Source organism: Hymenobacter segetis (assembly GCF_054776495.1).
Genome location: NZ_BAAHBV010000001.1, coordinates 2219880 through 2234848 on the forward strand (window position 1 = coordinate 2219880; position 14969 = coordinate 2234848).

A 14969-nucleotide genomic window follows, 5' to 3' on the forward strand; every position below is an offset into this window, starting at 1 on the left:
CTTTTCGAGTTTACGAAACGCATCCCTTCGAGGCATTTCGCAAACCCGAACCCTCCCGCAGCAGGCACGTAGCCGTCTGGTGTCGGTTCCCGGAAAGGAGGGTTTGATTACTCCCTGCGGCCCCGGGCCGTTTATTCCATACTTACCTCCCACGCAAAGCCTGTTCATGACGTTTCGCCTGCTGCTTCCCGTAGTTGCCCTTCTCGGGGCTTGCTCCTCGGAGCCCCCTCCTTCCGCGCAGGCCAGCCGCGACACGTTGCGGCCACCAACCCCAACGGCCGACACAAGCACTTACGCGCGGTTGCAGGGCACGTGGCAGAGCACGGAAGACCCGAAAAGCGTCATCGAGCTGCGCGGCCACCGCTACATCAGCTATTATGAGGGCGTGCCGCTCGACACGGCGGCCTTTATTCTGGACCAGGCGTGCCCCGCCGAACCGGGAGCCGGGCAACCCAGCAACAGCGGGCGCTACCTGGTAGAGCCCAGTGAGGATATGTGCTGGGAAGTGGTCGGCGTCGATGCCCAGGGGCTCGAACTCAGCTATACCGCCCGGGGCAACACGCTGAACTACCGCAAAATGAAATAAGACCCCGCGCAGCGCAATGCGCCTGGCACCGGGAGGCGTTCGGCGAAAGGGTCCGAATCGCAAGAAGCTACCAGGAGCTTAGTGGTCCAGCCAGTGCTTGAAGGCTGGCGCGCGGCCGGCGCTGACGACCAGGTCCTCCCCCACTACCGGGGGCGCTACCTGCAGCACCAGGCGGCCCTTGAAATACGGCCGGATTTCCTGTACCGCGCCGATGCTCAGGATGAACTGGCGGTTGATGCGAAAGAAATTCTGGGCATCTAACTGGCCTTCTAATTGGTCGAGCGTGTCGGGGATGATGAACCGCTTGCCGGCGTGGGTGACGAGGAACACCACGCCCTCTTCGGCCAGAAAATACGCCACATCATCTATCGGCACGGCTTTCAGAGCCGTGCCGGACTTCACCAGGAAGCGCGAGCGGGGCGTGCCATGCACCAGGCGCTGCACGTTCTCGGCGGCGGCGGGCAGTGTGGCGGGGTGCAGGGTTTCATACTTCAGCAGGGCGCGTTCCACTTCCGGGGCTTGCAGGGGCTTGAGCAGGTAGTCCACGCTGTTCACCTGGAATGCCTGGATGGCGTAGGCGTCGTAGGCGGTGGTGAAGATGACGGGCGCGCCCACCGCCACCTGCCGGAAGATGTCGAAGCTGTTGCCATCTGATAGGTGGATGTCGCAGAAGAGCAGGTCGGGGGCCGGGTGCTCGCGCAGCCATTCCACCGCTTCTTCCACCGAGCCCAGCGCCGCCAGAATGCGGGCGGCGGGCCGGTGGCGGGTGAGCACGGCGGCCAGCGCCTGGGCGGCCAGGGGCTCGTCTTCGATAATCAGGACGTTCATGCGGCGGGGGCGGTGAGGAGCGGGAGGCGGACGACGAAGGACGCGGCCGTGGGCACGATTTCCACGGGGCGGTCGGTGAGGTGCTGGTAGCGGCGCTGGATGTTGGGCAGGCCCGTGTGGGTCGAGGCCACCGCGTCGGTGCGGGGCTGCCGGTTGTTTTCGACCACCAGCAGGCCGTCGGCGGCCGATACCTTTATGAGCAGCGGCTTGCGGGTGGTGGAGCCGTTGTGCTTGATGGCATTTTCGAGCAGCATCTGCACGGCGGTGGGGGGCACCAAGGCCTGCTCCCAGGCCGGGGCCACGTCCCATTCCACGCGCAGCGCCGCGCCGAAGCGGGTTTCCATCAGGCTGGCGTAGGCGCGCACCAGCGCCATTTCGCGGTGCAGCGGCACCAGCGGTTGCGCCCCGGTATCGAGCAGGGCGCGGTATACTTCCGCCAGCTGGCCGAGGAACTGCACGGCCCGGTCGGCATCGAGGTGAATGAGCGAGCCGAGCACGTTGAGGCTATTGAACAGGAAGTGCGGGTCAACCTGCTTTTGCAGGGCTTCGAGCTGCGCCTGAAAAGTTTCCTTTTGCAGCTGCGCCGCCCGAATGACTTCCTGCTCCAGGTTTTTGCGCATGTGCTCGCGCTCCACGAAGTAGTAGAAGAACAGGGACAGCACCGCGCTCACGGCCAGCGACAGCCGCAGGGCTTTGGGCGTCACTTCGGCGGTGGGCACCAGGTAGTGCTGCGGAATGGTGAAGAACATCACCCAGAACACCAGGCTGACCAGCACCACGCTCAGCCCTTCCAGCAGGGCTTTGACCGGGGCGGGCGGTTTGGTCAGGCGGTCGGCCCCGAAGAGGCGGGCAATGGGCGCATGCACCAGGAACGTGGCCAGCAGAAAGGCAAACACCAGCAGCAGCTCCTGGTAGCTGGCCAGCGCGCCCACCCACAGGGTGCCATACTCGATGAACACCGCCACGTGGAACACCGCCGTGGCAGCCAGGGCCGCCAACGCAATTTTACGAATCATGGGACTGGGGTGAAGCGACGCCTTGCGCCAAACCAAAATTACCAGCCCGCCGGCCGAAAAGCGGCATGTGGCCCGCCAATTCACCCATCTCATCTCCCGATTCAGGGCATCGAAATCCGCCTTCGCCGGAAAACGCTTCCGAGCGGGCGAATAGTACCGCAGGTTTGTGCTGTCCGGTGAGCAGCCGGGTGCCGCAGTCTCCTCATCCTTATTCCCCCGTTCCGCATGAAACTCCCCTCTTTCGACAAACCGATGCGCATTTCCCGGGCCCGGGTGATGTGGAAAATGGCGAAGGCCGCCCTCGATAAGGACCGGCCGGTGCTGGTCCAAATCGTGGTGACGCGCCGCTGCAACCTGGCCTGCGGCTATTGCTACGAGTACGACAAAGTATCCAAGCCCGTGCCGCTGCAAGAACTGAAGGCGCGGGTGGACAAGCTGCGCAAGCTGAAGGCCGTGTTTGTGACCCTCAACGGCGGCGAGCCGCTGCTGCATCCGCACATCGCCGAGCTGGTCCGCTACATCGCCGAAGCCGGCATGGTGCCGATGATAAACACCAACGGCCACGTGCTCAAGGCTCCGCTCATCAAGAGCCTGAACGAGGCCGGCCTGTTTGGGATGCAGCTCAGCTGCGATAGTCTGGAAGACAACGAGGTGACCGAAAAGAGCATGCGCCGGCTGCGGCCCAAGCTGGAGCTGCTGCGCCAGCACGCCCAGTTCATGGTGCGCGTGAATGGGGTGCTGGGGTCCGGCAACCCGGCCGAGATGGAGGAAGTGGCCAAAGCGGTGGTCGGCTTCGGCTTCGGGTTTCAGTGCTCGCTGATGCGCGACAGCAGCGGGCAGGCCCTGCCGCTGAGCGATGAAGCCCTGCAAGCCTACCTGCGCATTCGGGCCATGAAGGGCCGCTTGCCGCAGGTGCTCAACGACAACTTCCAGCTGCCCCTGGCCCGGGGCGAAAGCAAGCCCTGGAAATGCCGGGCGGGGGCCCGCCACTTCGAGGTGGACGGGGCGGGCTTGGTGCACCTGTGCCAGCCCAAAACCGGCACGCCGGCCAAGCCCCTGGCCGAGTATTCGGTGGAAGACATTCGGCAGCAGTTCGACTGCGGCAAGTCGTGCTCGGCCCGCTGCCCCATTGCCTATGCCCACCTGGGCAGCCGGCTCGACGGCTTCCGCAGCCAGCAAAACGCCTAAGCCCGATGGAACTCAGCCTGATTATCCCGGCCTTCAACGAAGCGCAGCGCATCGAGCCCACCCTGCGGCGCTTCCATCGGTTTCTGGCCGCGCGCCCGGCCCGCTTTGAGATTATCGTGGTCGACGATGGCTCGACGGACGGTACGGTGGCGCTGGTTTCGGCCCTGGCCGGCGAGCTGCCGGGCCTGCGCGTGCTGTGCTCGCCGGCCAACCGGGGCAAAGGCCACGCGGTGCGCCTGGGCATGCTGGCGGCCACGGGCCAGGTCCGCCTGTTTTCCGATGCCGACGGCTCTACGCCCATCACCGAGCTGGACCCGCTGCTGCGGGCGCTGGCGGCGGGGGCCGACATTGCCATCGGCTCCCGGTACCTGGCCGGCTCCCGCGTCACGCGGCCCCAGCCCTGGTTTCGCCGGGTCTGGAGCCGGCTCGTGAACCGGGTGGTGCAGCGCGTGCTGCTGCCCGGCGTGATGGACACGCACTGCGGCTTCAAGGCCTTCACGGCCGCAGCGGCGGCGCACACCTTCGCCGCCTGCACCGTCGATGGCTGGTCGTTCGACCTGGAAGTGCTGGCCCGCGCCCGCGCCCACGGCTTCCGCATCCGGGAAGTGCCCGTGCGCTGGGAAAACGATGAGCGCAGCAAAGCCCGCATCGGGCAGCTCCCCCGGGAGTTTCGGCAGGTGTACCGCCTGCGGCAGCAGCTGCGGCAGGTAGCCAGGCCGGCCGGCGGCCGGGCTTAGCGCGGAGGGCTGGCTCCGTGCCTCTGCCAGCGAAAGCAAATTCTATTCACCAAAAAAACCGTTTATCACATGGAACAAAAGCAGTCTTCGGCCGACTACGTGTCGCCGCTGGTCCTCAATGGCCTGTTTATCGCCAACATTGTTTTGGCCCTGGCCCTGGCAAGTGCCCACCAACAGGACGGCTACCTAGGCGGCTTGGGCTATGTCCTCTACGCGGCGCTCTCCGTCATCGTGAGTGCGGGCGTCAACATCCTCGCCCTAGTCACGGCCCCTCCCACGCGCAGCACCAACGCCAACGTCATTTACGTAATGGCCGCGCTGGCTTTTTCGGCGATAAGTCTTTGGGTCTTCTATGGCTTCGCGCACATGGGGAGCCTGAAGCCGGGCGGATGAGGGGCATGTTGCAGTGGCTTACGGGCACTTGGTAGCGGGCCGCTGCCAGTGATTCCCCGGCCCCCTGTTTTATCCCTACGAAAATCACTTTTACAACGCCCAATACAGGGTTACTTTCAAGCTATGTTGTTGACCTTACTGCTCTCGCCTATTTTAACTGGTGACTTATTTGGGACTCCCCTGCTGCTTGTCATGCTGCTGGCCTTCGTGGTAGGGGTCTGTCTGTTGCGGTGGGCACGCCGCCTATGCCGGGAGGGCCAACGGGCGAATGGTATCTTGATGCTGCTATTGAGCTTAATGGGGTTGACGTTCCCCTTCGTGGTCTTTATCCTGATAGGACGCTCACTCTAAGAGGGGACAGAAATGGAGTGACGGGAACAGTGGCTTTCGATACCACGAACAACGAATACGAGCCTAAGAATGACTTCATGCTCTATACCACGAACCATCCCCCTTCGAGGTCAGTGTAATAGACGTTGTCTTTGCCTTCATGTATCGGCAGGCTGATGCGTTCGCTACAGTCTCGAAAAGCAAGCAGGATGCGGCCTGGCTCACTGACCACTTGTTCCACCAGGCGAGCAATGAAGCGGCACAGCCCATTCTTGTACTGCTCGTGCTCGTAGGCCATCCACTCATTGGGCAGGGTTTCGACCAGGGGCGTGGTATACGTGGTGAGCTTGTAGCCATCAAATTCCAATTGCAGGTAGTCCTGCACAAAGCACACGGCACTCAACTGCTCGCCGACTAAGCATTGTAATTCCTTCATGGGGTGAAAACGGATGTCGTCGAAGGTAGCGCCAAGACGCAACCCACGTTCAGCGAAACGGTGGGTTTTATTTCCATCACCAACATCCGCCCCCGCTGGCGCGCGTCGGCGACGCGCGCCAGCGGGAGAGAAGCATATCCTGGCAGCCAATCAATTTCCCGCAGCCATCAAAAACTTCCTCATATGATGGATTCAACTGATTCAGCGGCTGTACGGCCGGCTATGACCGTCCGCACGCTGGTGGTGCTCAACGGCTGGCTCGTGGCACTCACCGGCCTGCTGATGGTGTGCCTAGGGGGCCTTGCCGGGTTGGTCCTGACGGCTCAGCTGTTCGTTTACGCCAATGGCTTTTTAGGCTTCAAGGCCCTCTGGCGTCGGGCGTATTCACTGGCACTCCTCTATTTTCTCGTGGCGGGCATTGTGGCGGCGTTGTATTATGCGCTGGGTCGGCAAATTGGCCATCGATGACCCGTGTGGCACCAAAGGGGACGAAGGACTGGGCCTCGCCTTCCACTGCTTGCGCGCCAGCAGATAGCGGGCCGCTGCTACTGGCTCACTAAAAGGAGCGTTACTTTACAGACGGTGAATCGCGTTCTATTTAAGCCCAAAATATGCTCGTCTGGGGCCTTCTCTTTCTACTGGTTTGGTTAGGGCTCCTAGCAGTAGCGCTGTATACGATTCGACGGTTTACGACTGATGCGCCGGTGTGGCGGGCTGGCCTCACGGTCTGGCTGCTGGCCGGTGCCGCCGCTTGGTTGGGGATGCAGTTTGAGCATTCCTCGCTGCCGAACTGGTTAACATGGTTGCCCCACCGGGGCGATTCCGGCTTGGCGGCGGTGTTGGCAGCCCCGCTGGGCTTGCTCGCCGCATTGCTGGCGAGGTTTCGCTACCACTACCCTGAATAAGCCGAGCCGCCTTTTCCGCCACGCTATGCAATATTGCGCCCCTCCGGTTGGCGCGCGTCTGCGACGCGGGCCGACTGGGGGCCAAGCCTATCTTTGGCAGCGCCCTTGCGCCGCCCGGCTCCCGTGATAAAAATGCTGCTCGTTTCCGTGCTTTTGCTGGCCAGTGGCCGGGCATCGGCACAATATCTTTCGCTGCGAAAGTTGCTGCGGGTGGCCGAAGCAGCTCAGGGCAATTTTATGGGGGAAAGCCCGCAACCCTCCGAGGTGGAAAAAATACTGCGGGAAGGAGGTTTCGCGCATGTGCGGTGGCGGGAAGACGACCCCGACCTTGAATACAACCCCGCGTCCTATAAGGTCTATTCGAGAATCACGGATGCTTTCCTCATCTTCCAGGCCGATGCCCACGGCCGGTTGCTGGAAAATCTGGTGTACCGCTTCCGCAGCCCCGCGTGCGTGGCTTCCCTGCAAAAGCAGCTGGTGGCGGCCGGTTTTACCCGGCTCGCCGCAAGCCCGCCGCCCGCCTCCGACGACCCGAACGTCCCCGCCCCCCTGTTCTCTGCCTACGACGGCTACTTCTACAACGCCCAATACAGCGTTGATATAGACGGCGAAGTGGATGCCGAGGGCAAAGACCTGCACCGCTACACGGTATCCATCGGATGCGATGCCGCCATGAAGCAGATGCAGGAAGCAATGGAGGAAGTGAGCCGGCAAGCGCAGCAGGAATACGAAGCCACGCACCGGAAAAAGAAGCGCTAGCGGCTAGCGGATGCAGCAGGCCGGGCGGGCCAGTCCTTTTCCCAACACCCGAAACCTGCCCCACCGGGGTGTCCGGTCATGCTAAAGTCCCTCCCACCGAGGGGGGACCGGATTGCCGATAGTCACAACCCGCTGGCGCGCGGCGGCAACGCGGACCGACCGGTTTTCCGGGTTCACGAAACGTTCTGCTACCTGCCTGAACTCGTCAACCTAAGAGGACTGCCCCTGTACCTGAAACATGAAGCCGAATCTAAGCTATTCCACTACCAGACGCTGAGAATAATTGCCGCAGCGCACCACGTATACCCCGGCAGGCAGCCCGCGCAGGTCCAGCACAGCGTCGGGGCCGGTAAAGGTTGGGGCACGTTGCACGGACCGGCCTTGCGCGTCGGTCAGCGTCAGGGGCAGGTGGGGGGCGCCGGGAGGCAGGCGCAGCGTGGCCGTGCCGTGGGCCGGGTTGGGGAAGAGGGCCACCGGGGAAACCCGGCTTGCAGTAGCGGTAGCCAGCAGCGCATTGGGGTCATAAACACCAAAATGTATCATCGGCTTTGCGCCGTCGCCGGTCGTTATAAATCCTCCCCCGACATATAGCTTCCCGGCAGGCCCTATTGCCAACGCACTAACAGGAAAATAAAGAGCCGGGTCAATCCTCACCCCGGTGCCCAGTGGGCTCCAGGCCGTGCCGTCCCACTTGGCGATGTTGTTGGCCGAAATCCCGCCGGCTGTGGTGAAGCGTCCCCCGACGTAGACATCCCCATTGGCCGCCACCGCCACGGACGCGGCGGAACTCGCGCTTACCCCACCGCCCATGTTGCTCCAGGCCGTGCCGTTCCACTTGGCCACGTTGCTGGCCGGCATCCCGCCGGCCGCGTTAAACTGCCCCCCTACATACACGTCCCCGCCAGCAACGACCACGAGGGAACTGATGGTGCCAGGAGTGGAGCCCAGTGCGGTTACACCCGTGCCCAGCGGGCTCCAGGCCGTGCCGTTCCATTTGGCAATGCAGTTGCTCGGCACTCCCCCGGCATGGGTAAAGCTGCCGCCAGCGTATACCTCTCCATTGGCGGCCATGGCCAGCGTACTGACGGATGCATTCACGGGGATATTGGGTATATCCATGCCCGTGCCCATCGCGCTCCAGCTGCTGCCGTTCCACCTGGCTACGTTGTTGGCCGCAACCCCGCCGGCCTGCGTGAAGGCACCACCCGCGTACACGTCGCCATTAGCGGCCACTGCCAACGCCGCGACGGTTGTCCCCGTGAAGGCGGGCCCGGTGATGCCGGTGCCCAAACCACTCCAAGCGGTGCCGTTCCACTTGGCCACGTTACTGACGGGCACCCCGCCGGCGGTGGTGAAGCCGCCCCCAACGTAGACATCGCCGTTGGGAGCCACCGCCAGCGCACCAACATACCCTATATTTACGCCATTGCGGCTGAGGTTTACGCCGTTGGTCGCCCCGCTCCCCAGCAGGCTCCAGGCCGAGCCGTTCCATTTGGCCACGTTGTTGGCCGGCACTCCACCGGCATGGGTGAAGGAGCCCCCAACGTAGACATCCCCGTTAGGAGCCACCGCCAGCGCGTAAACGAGCCCGTCTATGCCATTGCCCGTGCCCAGCGTGCTCCAGGTTGCACCACGCCACCTGGCCACGTTGTTGGCTAGCACCCCATCGACCTGCGTGAAGTAGCCGCCCACATTTAAATCGCCATTGGGGGCCACCGCGAAGGCCCTAACGCTATTAAAGGCGGCGGTCATGCCGCTTCCCAGCGGGCTCCAGGCCGCGCCGTTCCACTTGGCCACGTTGTTGGCCGCAGCCCCGCCGGCCTGCGTGAAGACGCCGCCCGCGTACACGTCGCCATTCGTGCCGATAGCCAGCGCATAAACGGTGACGTCAGTGGCGGCGGTCATGCCGCTTCCCAGCGGGTTCCAGGCCGCGCCGTTCCACTTGGCCACGTTGTTGGCCGCAGCCCCGCCGGCCTGCGTGAAGCTGCCGCCCGCGTACACGTCGCCATTCGTGCCGATAGCCAGTGCAAAAACAGCATTGCTTGGACCCGGCGAAAGCGTGATGCCGTTGCCGGAACCCGTACCCAGGCTGCTCCAGGCCGTGCCGTTCCACCTGGCCACGTTGTTGGCCGAGGCCCCGCCGGCCTGCGTGAAGCTGCCGCCCGCGTATACGTCGCCATTGGCCGCTACCGCCAGCGCTCTAACCGGACCGTTTGTCCCATTGGCCGCACCCGTGCTCAGGCTGCTCCAGGCTGAGCCGTTCCACCTGGCCACGCCGTTGGCGGGCACTCCGTCCACTTCCGTGAAGCCGCCGCCGAGGTATAAGTCCCCGTTAGGGGCCAGCGCTAGTGCGCTCACGGGAACACCAAGGATATTTTGTCCATTCACGCCGCTTCCCAGCGGGCTCCAGGCCGTGCCGTTCCACTTGGCCACATAATTGGCCGGCGCCCCCCCGGCCCGGAAGAAACTGCCGCCGGCGTACACGTCCCCGTTAGCGGCAACGGCCAGGGCCCGGACGGTGCTGTTCACCCCCGTGCCCAGGGCCGTCCAGGCCGAGCCGTTCCACTTCGCCACGTTGTTGGCCGCTACCTGAGTGACCGTTGTGAAGCCCCCCCCAATGTATACGTCGTTGCCCACGCTTACCACCACCAGCACCGACCCATCGGTGCCATTCATTCCGAACCCGTCCTGCCACCGCTCATCGCCCGCCCCGGCCGTCCCCGCCGGGCGAAACACGGGCCGCCCGTCCGGGGCCGTGCGCAGGCGGAAGGCGCGCGCGTCGAACGAACCGCTGGTGCCGGCCCGGAGCGTGCCATCGGGGTTGAGGGCTTCGGCCAGGGGCTGGCCCTCGGCCGTGGCCGGTGGCGCCGCCGCCGATGCCTGGCCGCACAGGCCGAGCAGGAACAGGAGGGGCAGCAGAAACTGAGTCAGGATTGTTTTCATGGGGCAGAAGCCGTAAAGTGTTAATCGGAAGCAAAGTACTCCACAAACCCCAGCGCACTGCGCCGTGGCTTCGCCGCCTGCCGGGCGGGTGCGTTCACCAAGCCTTGCAGCAGTTACTTTGCGCTCATGGCATGGCCAACCCAGCAAAGGCGGCTTGTTCTGTGGATGCCCCTTGCCAGCGGGTACTTTATGAGCAGCATACCAGTCGGGGCACGATAACCTGTGCAAGAAAACGGTGGGTTTCATTTCCCCTGTTGGCGCGCCAGCAGAAGGGCAAGTTATACGAAGAACCAAGAGGCCGTTCAGGCAGCAAACGAGTACTCGCTATCCGCTTCCGGAGTGGCAAAAGCCGCCGACGGGTACTCGCCGGTCATTGCCGAGTTCACGAAACGCATCCCTTCGGGGCATTTCGTAAACGTTGATTCGTAGCCGGGTTTCTTAAACTCGCCACGTGCGGCAGTGGCTTGCGTGCCCCTGGTAGCGGGCCGCTGCTAATGATTTGCCGAAAGGAGCGTTACTTTATCATAACGCTTGCTTCTGCCTTCCACTTGCCCATGCCTTTATTCCGCCCCGTGCGCATTGCCCTGTTCTTGGCCACTGGGGCATTCGGAACCGTTGGGTGCGAACGCCCATCGGCCGCCTCCACCCAACTGGCCTTGCTGACCGCGCCCAAGTGGCGCTTGAGCGACTACGTCTTCTGTACAGAGGCGCGCGCGGTGCCCGGTGCGTATAACCCTGGCATGGCGGGCCAAGAGCCGTGCTTCCGCGACGACATCACGGTATTTGGAGTGGATGGCACCTACGTGGAGGATGAGGGACCCCTCAAGTGCCGCCCGGACGTGCCGCAAGCCCGGCGCTTCAAGTGGCGCTTCCTGTCGGAAGGGCGCGAACTTGCCCAGTGGTACGCCCCTCCAGGCGTCCGACAGGAAATCGAGTATCGCTATAAAATCCTCACGCTGGCCCCCACAACCCTGGTGCTCGAAGGCTGGGCCCCTGCGTACTCTTGCAAGGTCATTTTAACCTATACAGCCGTGTAGCTTGCGTTCACATTAACGGTGGGTTTATTTTCATTGCTAGCCAACGACACACGCTAGGCCAGACCTCGCTCCCCTCGCCTTCCACATCTCCCGAAGCCCACCGGACCTCGCTCCCCTCCGCTTCCAGACTACCGGAAGCCGACCGGACTTCGCTCCCCTCCCCTTCCGGCACGGCGGAAGGGCATCGGACCTTGCTCCCCTCCACTTTCGGAATGCCAAAAGCCCACCGGAGCGAGGTCCGATGGGCTTTTGGCATTCCGAAAGTGGAAGGGAGGCAGGTCCGCTCCTATTTTGTTTCGGCTTGCGCGGTGGCTTTCTTCTTTGCCTGCCGGCCCTCTTTTGTGGCCGCGAAATCAAAGAAGCTGTACACCTTCTTCTCGTCCTCAAACTTCAGTTCCAGCTGGGCCTTGAGGCGGCGCTGGGCGTGGGCGATGGCGCGGCGGTCATCGGCCAGGGCCAGGGTGGCGTCGGTGATGGTGGCTTCCTGGGTGTCGCGGGTTTCGTCGGTGGCGGCCAGGGCGTCGTATTTCTTCTGGGCATCATCGCCCAGCGAGGGGTAGAGGAAGCTCTGCTGGTCGTGGTATATTTTGAGCAGCGCCTTCGATTCGGTGAGCAGCTTGGGCTGCTTGAGGGCGCTGAGCTTGCTCTTGCCGAATTTCTTGAAGTCGGCGTAGACGGGCTGCTTGCGCAGCTTGGGGGTCACGTAGTCCTTCATGGTGTCGTCCACGAATTCCAGCCATTCGGTGCGGGCCAGGTGGTAGGCATCGGTGCCGCCGGCCGTGGACTGGCTGCGGTCGGTCAGGCTCTCGTCGAAGCCGTCGATGGCCTTTTGCAAATCGGCCAGCAGCGGCGCGAACAGGGTGCCGAGCTTGGCTTCCGTCACGGCGCGGTAGCTGTATTCGGCCTGGGCCTTGTAGGCGGGCCGGTCCATGCGCAGGCTCTCGAAGGGGTTGGTGAAATAGGTGAAGTATGCGGCAGCCATAGGGGTAACGATGGGGGAAATGGGAAAGGAAAAACGCACCGGCAAGCCGGCGGCGGGCTGGGCCTCAGCCGCGCCGTAATAGTAGGGGAATATTCCCGAAATAGGGGCGGCGGCGTACCGTGGCCCGGACTTTGCCGTTAAAGGCAAACCTCAATACTTAATTCTCCCATGAAAACCTCCCGTCTCCTCGCGCTGCTGATGCTGGCCTCGCCCCTCGCCGCCCTGGCCCAGACCAAGCCCACCACCCCGACCACGGCCCCCAAACCCACCACCACGACCACCACCAAGCCGACCACGACGACGACCACCACCCCGGCCGGCACCCAGCAGCAAACCGAAGTAACCGAAGACCTGGACCCCGAAACCGGCAAGGTCATCCGCCGCACCACGCGCACCATCAACGTGCCGGCGGGCACCGCCACCAGCCCGGCCCCGGCCCCCAGCAGCAGCACCGTGATGGACGCCCCGGTAGGCCCCGCCACCGATGCCCAGGTCACGGCCTTCCTGCGCAAGAAAACCGTTGTGAGCACCCTCACCACCACCGGCCTGCTCTCGGCCTACGACCTGTTTATGCAGCGCGTGCGCTCGGACCGCGCCAACTGGACCCCCACCAACTGGGCCAACGCCGCCGCCATCATGAGCAGCCTGAACGACCGGTACCAGCAATTACGCAGCAGCTTCTCGCTCGATGACAAGCTGACCATCCGCTCGCAGCAGGGCGAGTTTCAGGCCCTGCGCACGGCGAAGCAGATTTCCACGCAGGTTTCGGATAAGCTGTAGCAGGCTTTGGCCCATTTTACCGCGCCATCTGTCATCCTGAGCGGAGCGAAGGACCTTATCACGTCAGGACATGCCGTTCGAACGTGATAAGGTCCTTCGCTCCGCTCAGGATGACAGATGGCGTTTTGCGCTTGCCCATAACAACCCCGGCCCGCGCAATAGGGTATTAACCCCACCCATCCCCCCTCCCCTATGACCAAACACACCTATGACCTCGGCCTCATCGGCAACTGCGCCTTCCTGGGCCTCATCGGCACCGATACGGCCGTGCGCTGGCTCTGCTGGCCGCGTTTTGATAGCAGCTTCGTGTTCGGCAGCCTGCTGGATGATAACAAGGGCGGCGAGTTCAGCATCCGGCCCACGGCGGCGGGCGGCTTCACCTCCAGCCAAACCTACGTGCCCAACACCAACGTGCTGCGCACCGAAATCACGGCCGCCGATGGCAGCTACCGCGTCACGGATTTCGCGCCCCGCTTCGCGCAGTACGACCGGTACTACAAGCCGCTGATGTTCATCCGGAAGCTGGAGCCGCTGGCCGGCACGCCCCGCGTGCGGGTGGCCTGCCGCCCCATGGGCCAGTACGGCGAGCTGGAGCTCACCCGCCGCCGCAGCTCCAACCACATTGCCTTTCTGGGTTTGGAAGAGGAAATCCGCCTCACCACCAACATCCCCCTCACCTACATTCTGGACGAGGAAGATTTCGTGCTGAACGAAACCAAATACCTCGTCCTCACTTACGGCGCGCCCCTCGAAGCCCCGCTGGAAAGCACCGTGGAGCAGTTTCTGCGCAACACCACCGACTATTGGCACAAGTGGGTGAAGAGCACCAGCATCGGCACCTTCCATCAGGATGCCGTGATTCGGTCGGCGCTGGCCCTCAAGATTCATCAGTACGAAGACACCGGGGCCATCATCGCGGCCAGCACCACCAGCCTGCCCGAGGCCCCTGGCAGCACCCGCAACTGGGACTACCGCTACTGCTGGATGCGCGACACATACTACATCCTCACGGCCTTCAACAACATCGGCCACTTCGAGGAAATGGAGCGCTACTTCCACTTCATCGCCAACATCAGCACCAAGGTGCAGGACAAGTACCAGCCGCTCTACGGCATCAGCGGCAAGGCCGATTTGGTGGAAACCGAGCTGCCCCTGGCCGGCTACCTCGGCAACCAGCCCGTGCGCATCGGTAACGACGCCTACACGCACATTCAGAACGACGTGTACGGCCAAGTGCTGGTGGCCCTGCTGCCGCTCTACGTGGACTGCCGCTTTGCCCACCCCGACCAGCTCCCGCCCGAGAAGCTGGCCACCGAAGCCCTGCGCCTCATGGAAACCACCCTCGACCAGCCCGACGCCGGCCTCTGGGAGTTCCGCCACATCGCGCAGCAGCACTGCTATACCTTCCTGTTCCACTGGGCCGGCGGCCACGCCGCGCAGCAGGTAGCCCGCTCCCTTGGCAACAAGGACATGGAGGCCCGCGCCACCCGCCTCATCGAAGCCGCCACCGACCGCATCGAGCAGTGCTACGACGCCGAGCGCGGCGTGTACACCAACGCCATCGGCTCCGCCAACCTGGATGCCAGCACCCTCCAGCTCATCCTCATGGGCTACCTCGATGGCAACTCCGACAAAGCCAAAAAGCACCTGATAGAGCTTGAAAAGGAGCTAAAAACCCCCGAAGGCCTCTTCTACCGCTACCGCCACCCCGACGATTTCGGCACGCCCGAAACCACGTTCCTCATCTGCTCCTTCTGGTACGTGGAGGCCCTGGCCTGCGTCGGCCGCCTCGAAGAAGCCGCCGCTGAGTTTGAGAAATTGATTAAGTACGCCAATCATCTGGGGCTTCTGTCCGAGGATGTGGACGCAAAAACCGGCTCGCAGTGGGGCAATTTCCCACAGGCCTACAGCCACGTTGGGCTGGTGAACGCGGCTTACCGCATTGCGCACCGGCAGGACAAGCCGCGGTTTGTTGGGTAAATGTGAGAACGACAAACTCCCCTCCTTTTTTAAGGAGGGGATGTTCGAGCCAACGGCTCGGACGGGGGT

Annotated in this window: 14 protein-coding genes; 9 read left to right on the forward strand and 5 right to left on the reverse strand. The window is 63.3% G+C overall.

All coding sequences use genetic code 11. The features are described from left to right. The first annotated feature begins 166 nt into the window (after positions 1–166). Positions 167–586 (forward strand): hypothetical protein, encoded by a 420-nt coding sequence (locus ACYU70_RS09230; RefSeq protein WP_342301077.1) that lies wholly within the window; start codon positions 167–169, stop codon positions 584–586. A gap of 78 nt (positions 587–664) precedes the next feature. Here the strand turns inward: ACYU70_RS09230 and ACYU70_RS09235 are convergent, their stop codons facing one another. Both ACYU70_RS09235 and ACYU70_RS09240 read right to left on the reverse strand, forming a co-directional pair. Then, a complete protein-coding gene (locus tag ACYU70_RS09235) occupies positions 665–1414 on the reverse strand; it encodes a LytR/AlgR family response regulator transcription factor (protein ID WP_342301078.1) in 750 nt (249 codons plus the stop codon). Then, positions 1411–2430, reverse strand: a complete 1020-nt coding sequence (locus tag ACYU70_RS09240) for a sensor histidine kinase (protein WP_342301079.1) — start codon at positions 2428–2430, stop codon at positions 1411–1413. Before ACYU70_RS09240 ends, ACYU70_RS09235 begins: the two co-directional genes overlap by 4 nt. A 225-nt stretch (positions 2431–2655) precedes the next feature. Here ACYU70_RS09240 and ACYU70_RS09245 point away from each other — a divergent pair, with 225 nt between their 5' ends. The 3 genes from ACYU70_RS09245 (at position 2656) to ACYU70_RS09255 (ending at position 4748) form a co-directional block, all read left to right on the forward strand. After that, positions 2656–3618 (forward strand): radical SAM protein, encoded by a 963-nt coding sequence (locus ACYU70_RS09245; RefSeq protein WP_342301081.1) that lies wholly within the window; start codon positions 2656–2658, stop codon positions 3616–3618. Positions 3619–3623: 5 nt separating this feature from the next. Beyond that, a complete protein-coding gene (locus ACYU70_RS09250) occupies positions 3624–4355 on the forward strand; it encodes a dolichyl-phosphate beta-glucosyltransferase (protein WP_342301083.1) in 732 nt (243 codons plus the stop codon). A 69-nt stretch (positions 4356–4424) separates the two neighbouring features. Beyond that, positions 4425–4748 (forward strand): hypothetical protein, encoded by a 324-nt coding sequence (locus ACYU70_RS09255; RefSeq protein WP_342301085.1) that lies wholly within the window; start codon positions 4425–4427, stop codon positions 4746–4748. A 433-nt stretch (positions 4749–5181) separates the two neighbouring features. Here the strand turns inward: ACYU70_RS09255 and ACYU70_RS09260 are convergent, their stop codons facing one another. Beyond that, positions 5182–5514 carry a hypothetical protein gene (locus ACYU70_RS09260; RefSeq protein WP_342301087.1) on the reverse strand — a complete coding sequence of 111 codons (333 nt, stop codon included), beginning with the start codon at positions 5512–5514 and terminating at the stop codon, positions 5182–5184. 3 nt (positions 5515–5517) lie between these two features. On the opposite strand from ACYU70_RS09260, the gene ACYU70_RS09265 reads away from it, so the two are divergent. Both ACYU70_RS09265 and ACYU70_RS09270 read left to right on the forward strand, forming a co-directional pair. Continuing rightward, positions 5518–5982, forward strand: coding sequence for a hypothetical protein (locus ACYU70_RS09265; protein WP_342301089.1), 465 nt, complete (start codon positions 5518–5520; stop codon positions 5980–5982). A 569-nt stretch (positions 5983–6551) separates the two neighbouring features. Next, entirely contained in the window at positions 6552–7178 is a 627-nt protein-coding gene (locus tag ACYU70_RS09270; RefSeq protein WP_342301092.1) for a hypothetical protein, read from the forward strand. 255 nt (positions 7179–7433) lie between these two features. Here the strand turns inward: ACYU70_RS09270 and ACYU70_RS09275 are convergent, their stop codons facing one another. After that, positions 7434–10121, reverse strand: coding sequence for a T9SS type A sorting domain-containing protein (locus ACYU70_RS09275; RefSeq protein ID WP_342301095.1), 2688 nt, complete (start codon positions 10119–10121; stop codon positions 7434–7436). Between the two features lie 554 nt (positions 10122–10675). Here ACYU70_RS09275 and ACYU70_RS09280 point away from each other — a divergent pair. Next, positions 10676–11158, forward strand: coding sequence for a hypothetical protein (locus ACYU70_RS09280; protein WP_342301097.1), 483 nt, complete (start codon positions 10676–10678; stop codon positions 11156–11158). Positions 11159–11444: 286 nt separating this feature from the next. Here ACYU70_RS09280 and ACYU70_RS09285 read toward each other — a convergent pair whose 3' ends face one another. Further along, positions 11445–12140: a hypothetical protein gene (locus ACYU70_RS09285; protein WP_342300536.1), complete on the reverse strand. Its 696-nt coding sequence runs from the start codon at positions 12138–12140 to the stop codon at positions 11445–11447. A 168-nt stretch (positions 12141–12308) separates the two neighbouring features. On the opposite strand from ACYU70_RS09285, the gene ACYU70_RS09290 reads away from it, so the two are divergent. Together ACYU70_RS09290 and ACYU70_RS09295 are read left to right on the forward strand one after the other, a co-directional pair. Continuing rightward, the gene (locus ACYU70_RS09290) at positions 12309–12920 is read left to right on the forward strand and encodes a hypothetical protein (protein WP_342300534.1); all 612 of its coding nucleotides are present in this window, start codon (positions 12309–12311) and stop codon (positions 12918–12920) included. A gap of 192 nt (positions 12921–13112) precedes the next feature. After that, entirely contained in the window at positions 13113–14900 is a 1788-nt protein-coding gene (locus ACYU70_RS09295) for a glycoside hydrolase family 15 protein (RefSeq protein WP_342300532.1), read from the forward strand. Positions 14901–14969 lie beyond the last annotated feature (69 nt).

Coding starts and splice junctions, on each gene's coding strand:
- ACYU70_RS09250 (WP_342301083.1), top strand. CDS start 3,624: ATGGAACTCAGCCTGATTATCCCGGCCTTCAACGAAGCGCAGCGCATC.
- ACYU70_RS09280 (WP_342301097.1), top strand. CDS start 10,676: ATGCCTTTATTCCGCCCCGTGCGCATTGCCCTGTTCTTGGCCACTGGG.
- ACYU70_RS09290 (WP_342300534.1), top strand. CDS start 12,309: ATGAAAACCTCCCGTCTCCTCGCGCTGCTGATGCTGGCCTCGCCCCTC.
- ACYU70_RS09285 (WP_342300536.1), bottom strand. CDS start 12,140: ATGGCTGCCGCATACTTCACCTATTTCACCAACCCCTTCGAGAGCCTG.
- ACYU70_RS09230 (WP_342301077.1), top strand. CDS start 167: ATGACGTTTCGCCTGCTGCTTCCCGTAGTTGCCCTTCTCGGGGCTTGC.
- ACYU70_RS09260 (WP_342301087.1), bottom strand. CDS start 5,514: ATGAAGGAATTACAATGCTTAGTCGGCGAGCAGTTGAGTGCCGTGTGC.
- ACYU70_RS09235 (WP_342301078.1), bottom strand. CDS start 1,414: ATGAACGTCCTGATTATCGAAGACGAGCCCCTGGCCGCCCAGGCGCTG.
- ACYU70_RS09245 (WP_342301081.1), top strand. CDS start 2,656: ATGAAACTCCCCTCTTTCGACAAACCGATGCGCATTTCCCGGGCCCGG.
- ACYU70_RS09295 (WP_342300532.1), top strand. CDS start 13,113: ATGACCAAACACACCTATGACCTCGGCCTCATCGGCAACTGCGCCTTC.
- ACYU70_RS09275 (WP_342301095.1), bottom strand. CDS start 10,121: ATGAAAACAATCCTGACTCAGTTTCTGCTGCCCCTCCTGTTCCTGCTC.
- ACYU70_RS09255 (WP_342301085.1), top strand. CDS start 4,425: ATGGAACAAAAGCAGTCTTCGGCCGACTACGTGTCGCCGCTGGTCCTC.
- ACYU70_RS09240 (WP_342301079.1), bottom strand. CDS start 2,430: ATGATTCGTAAAATTGCGTTGGCGGCCCTGGCTGCCACGGCGGTGTTC.
- ACYU70_RS09270 (WP_342301092.1), top strand. CDS start 6,552: ATGCTGCTCGTTTCCGTGCTTTTGCTGGCCAGTGGCCGGGCATCGGCA.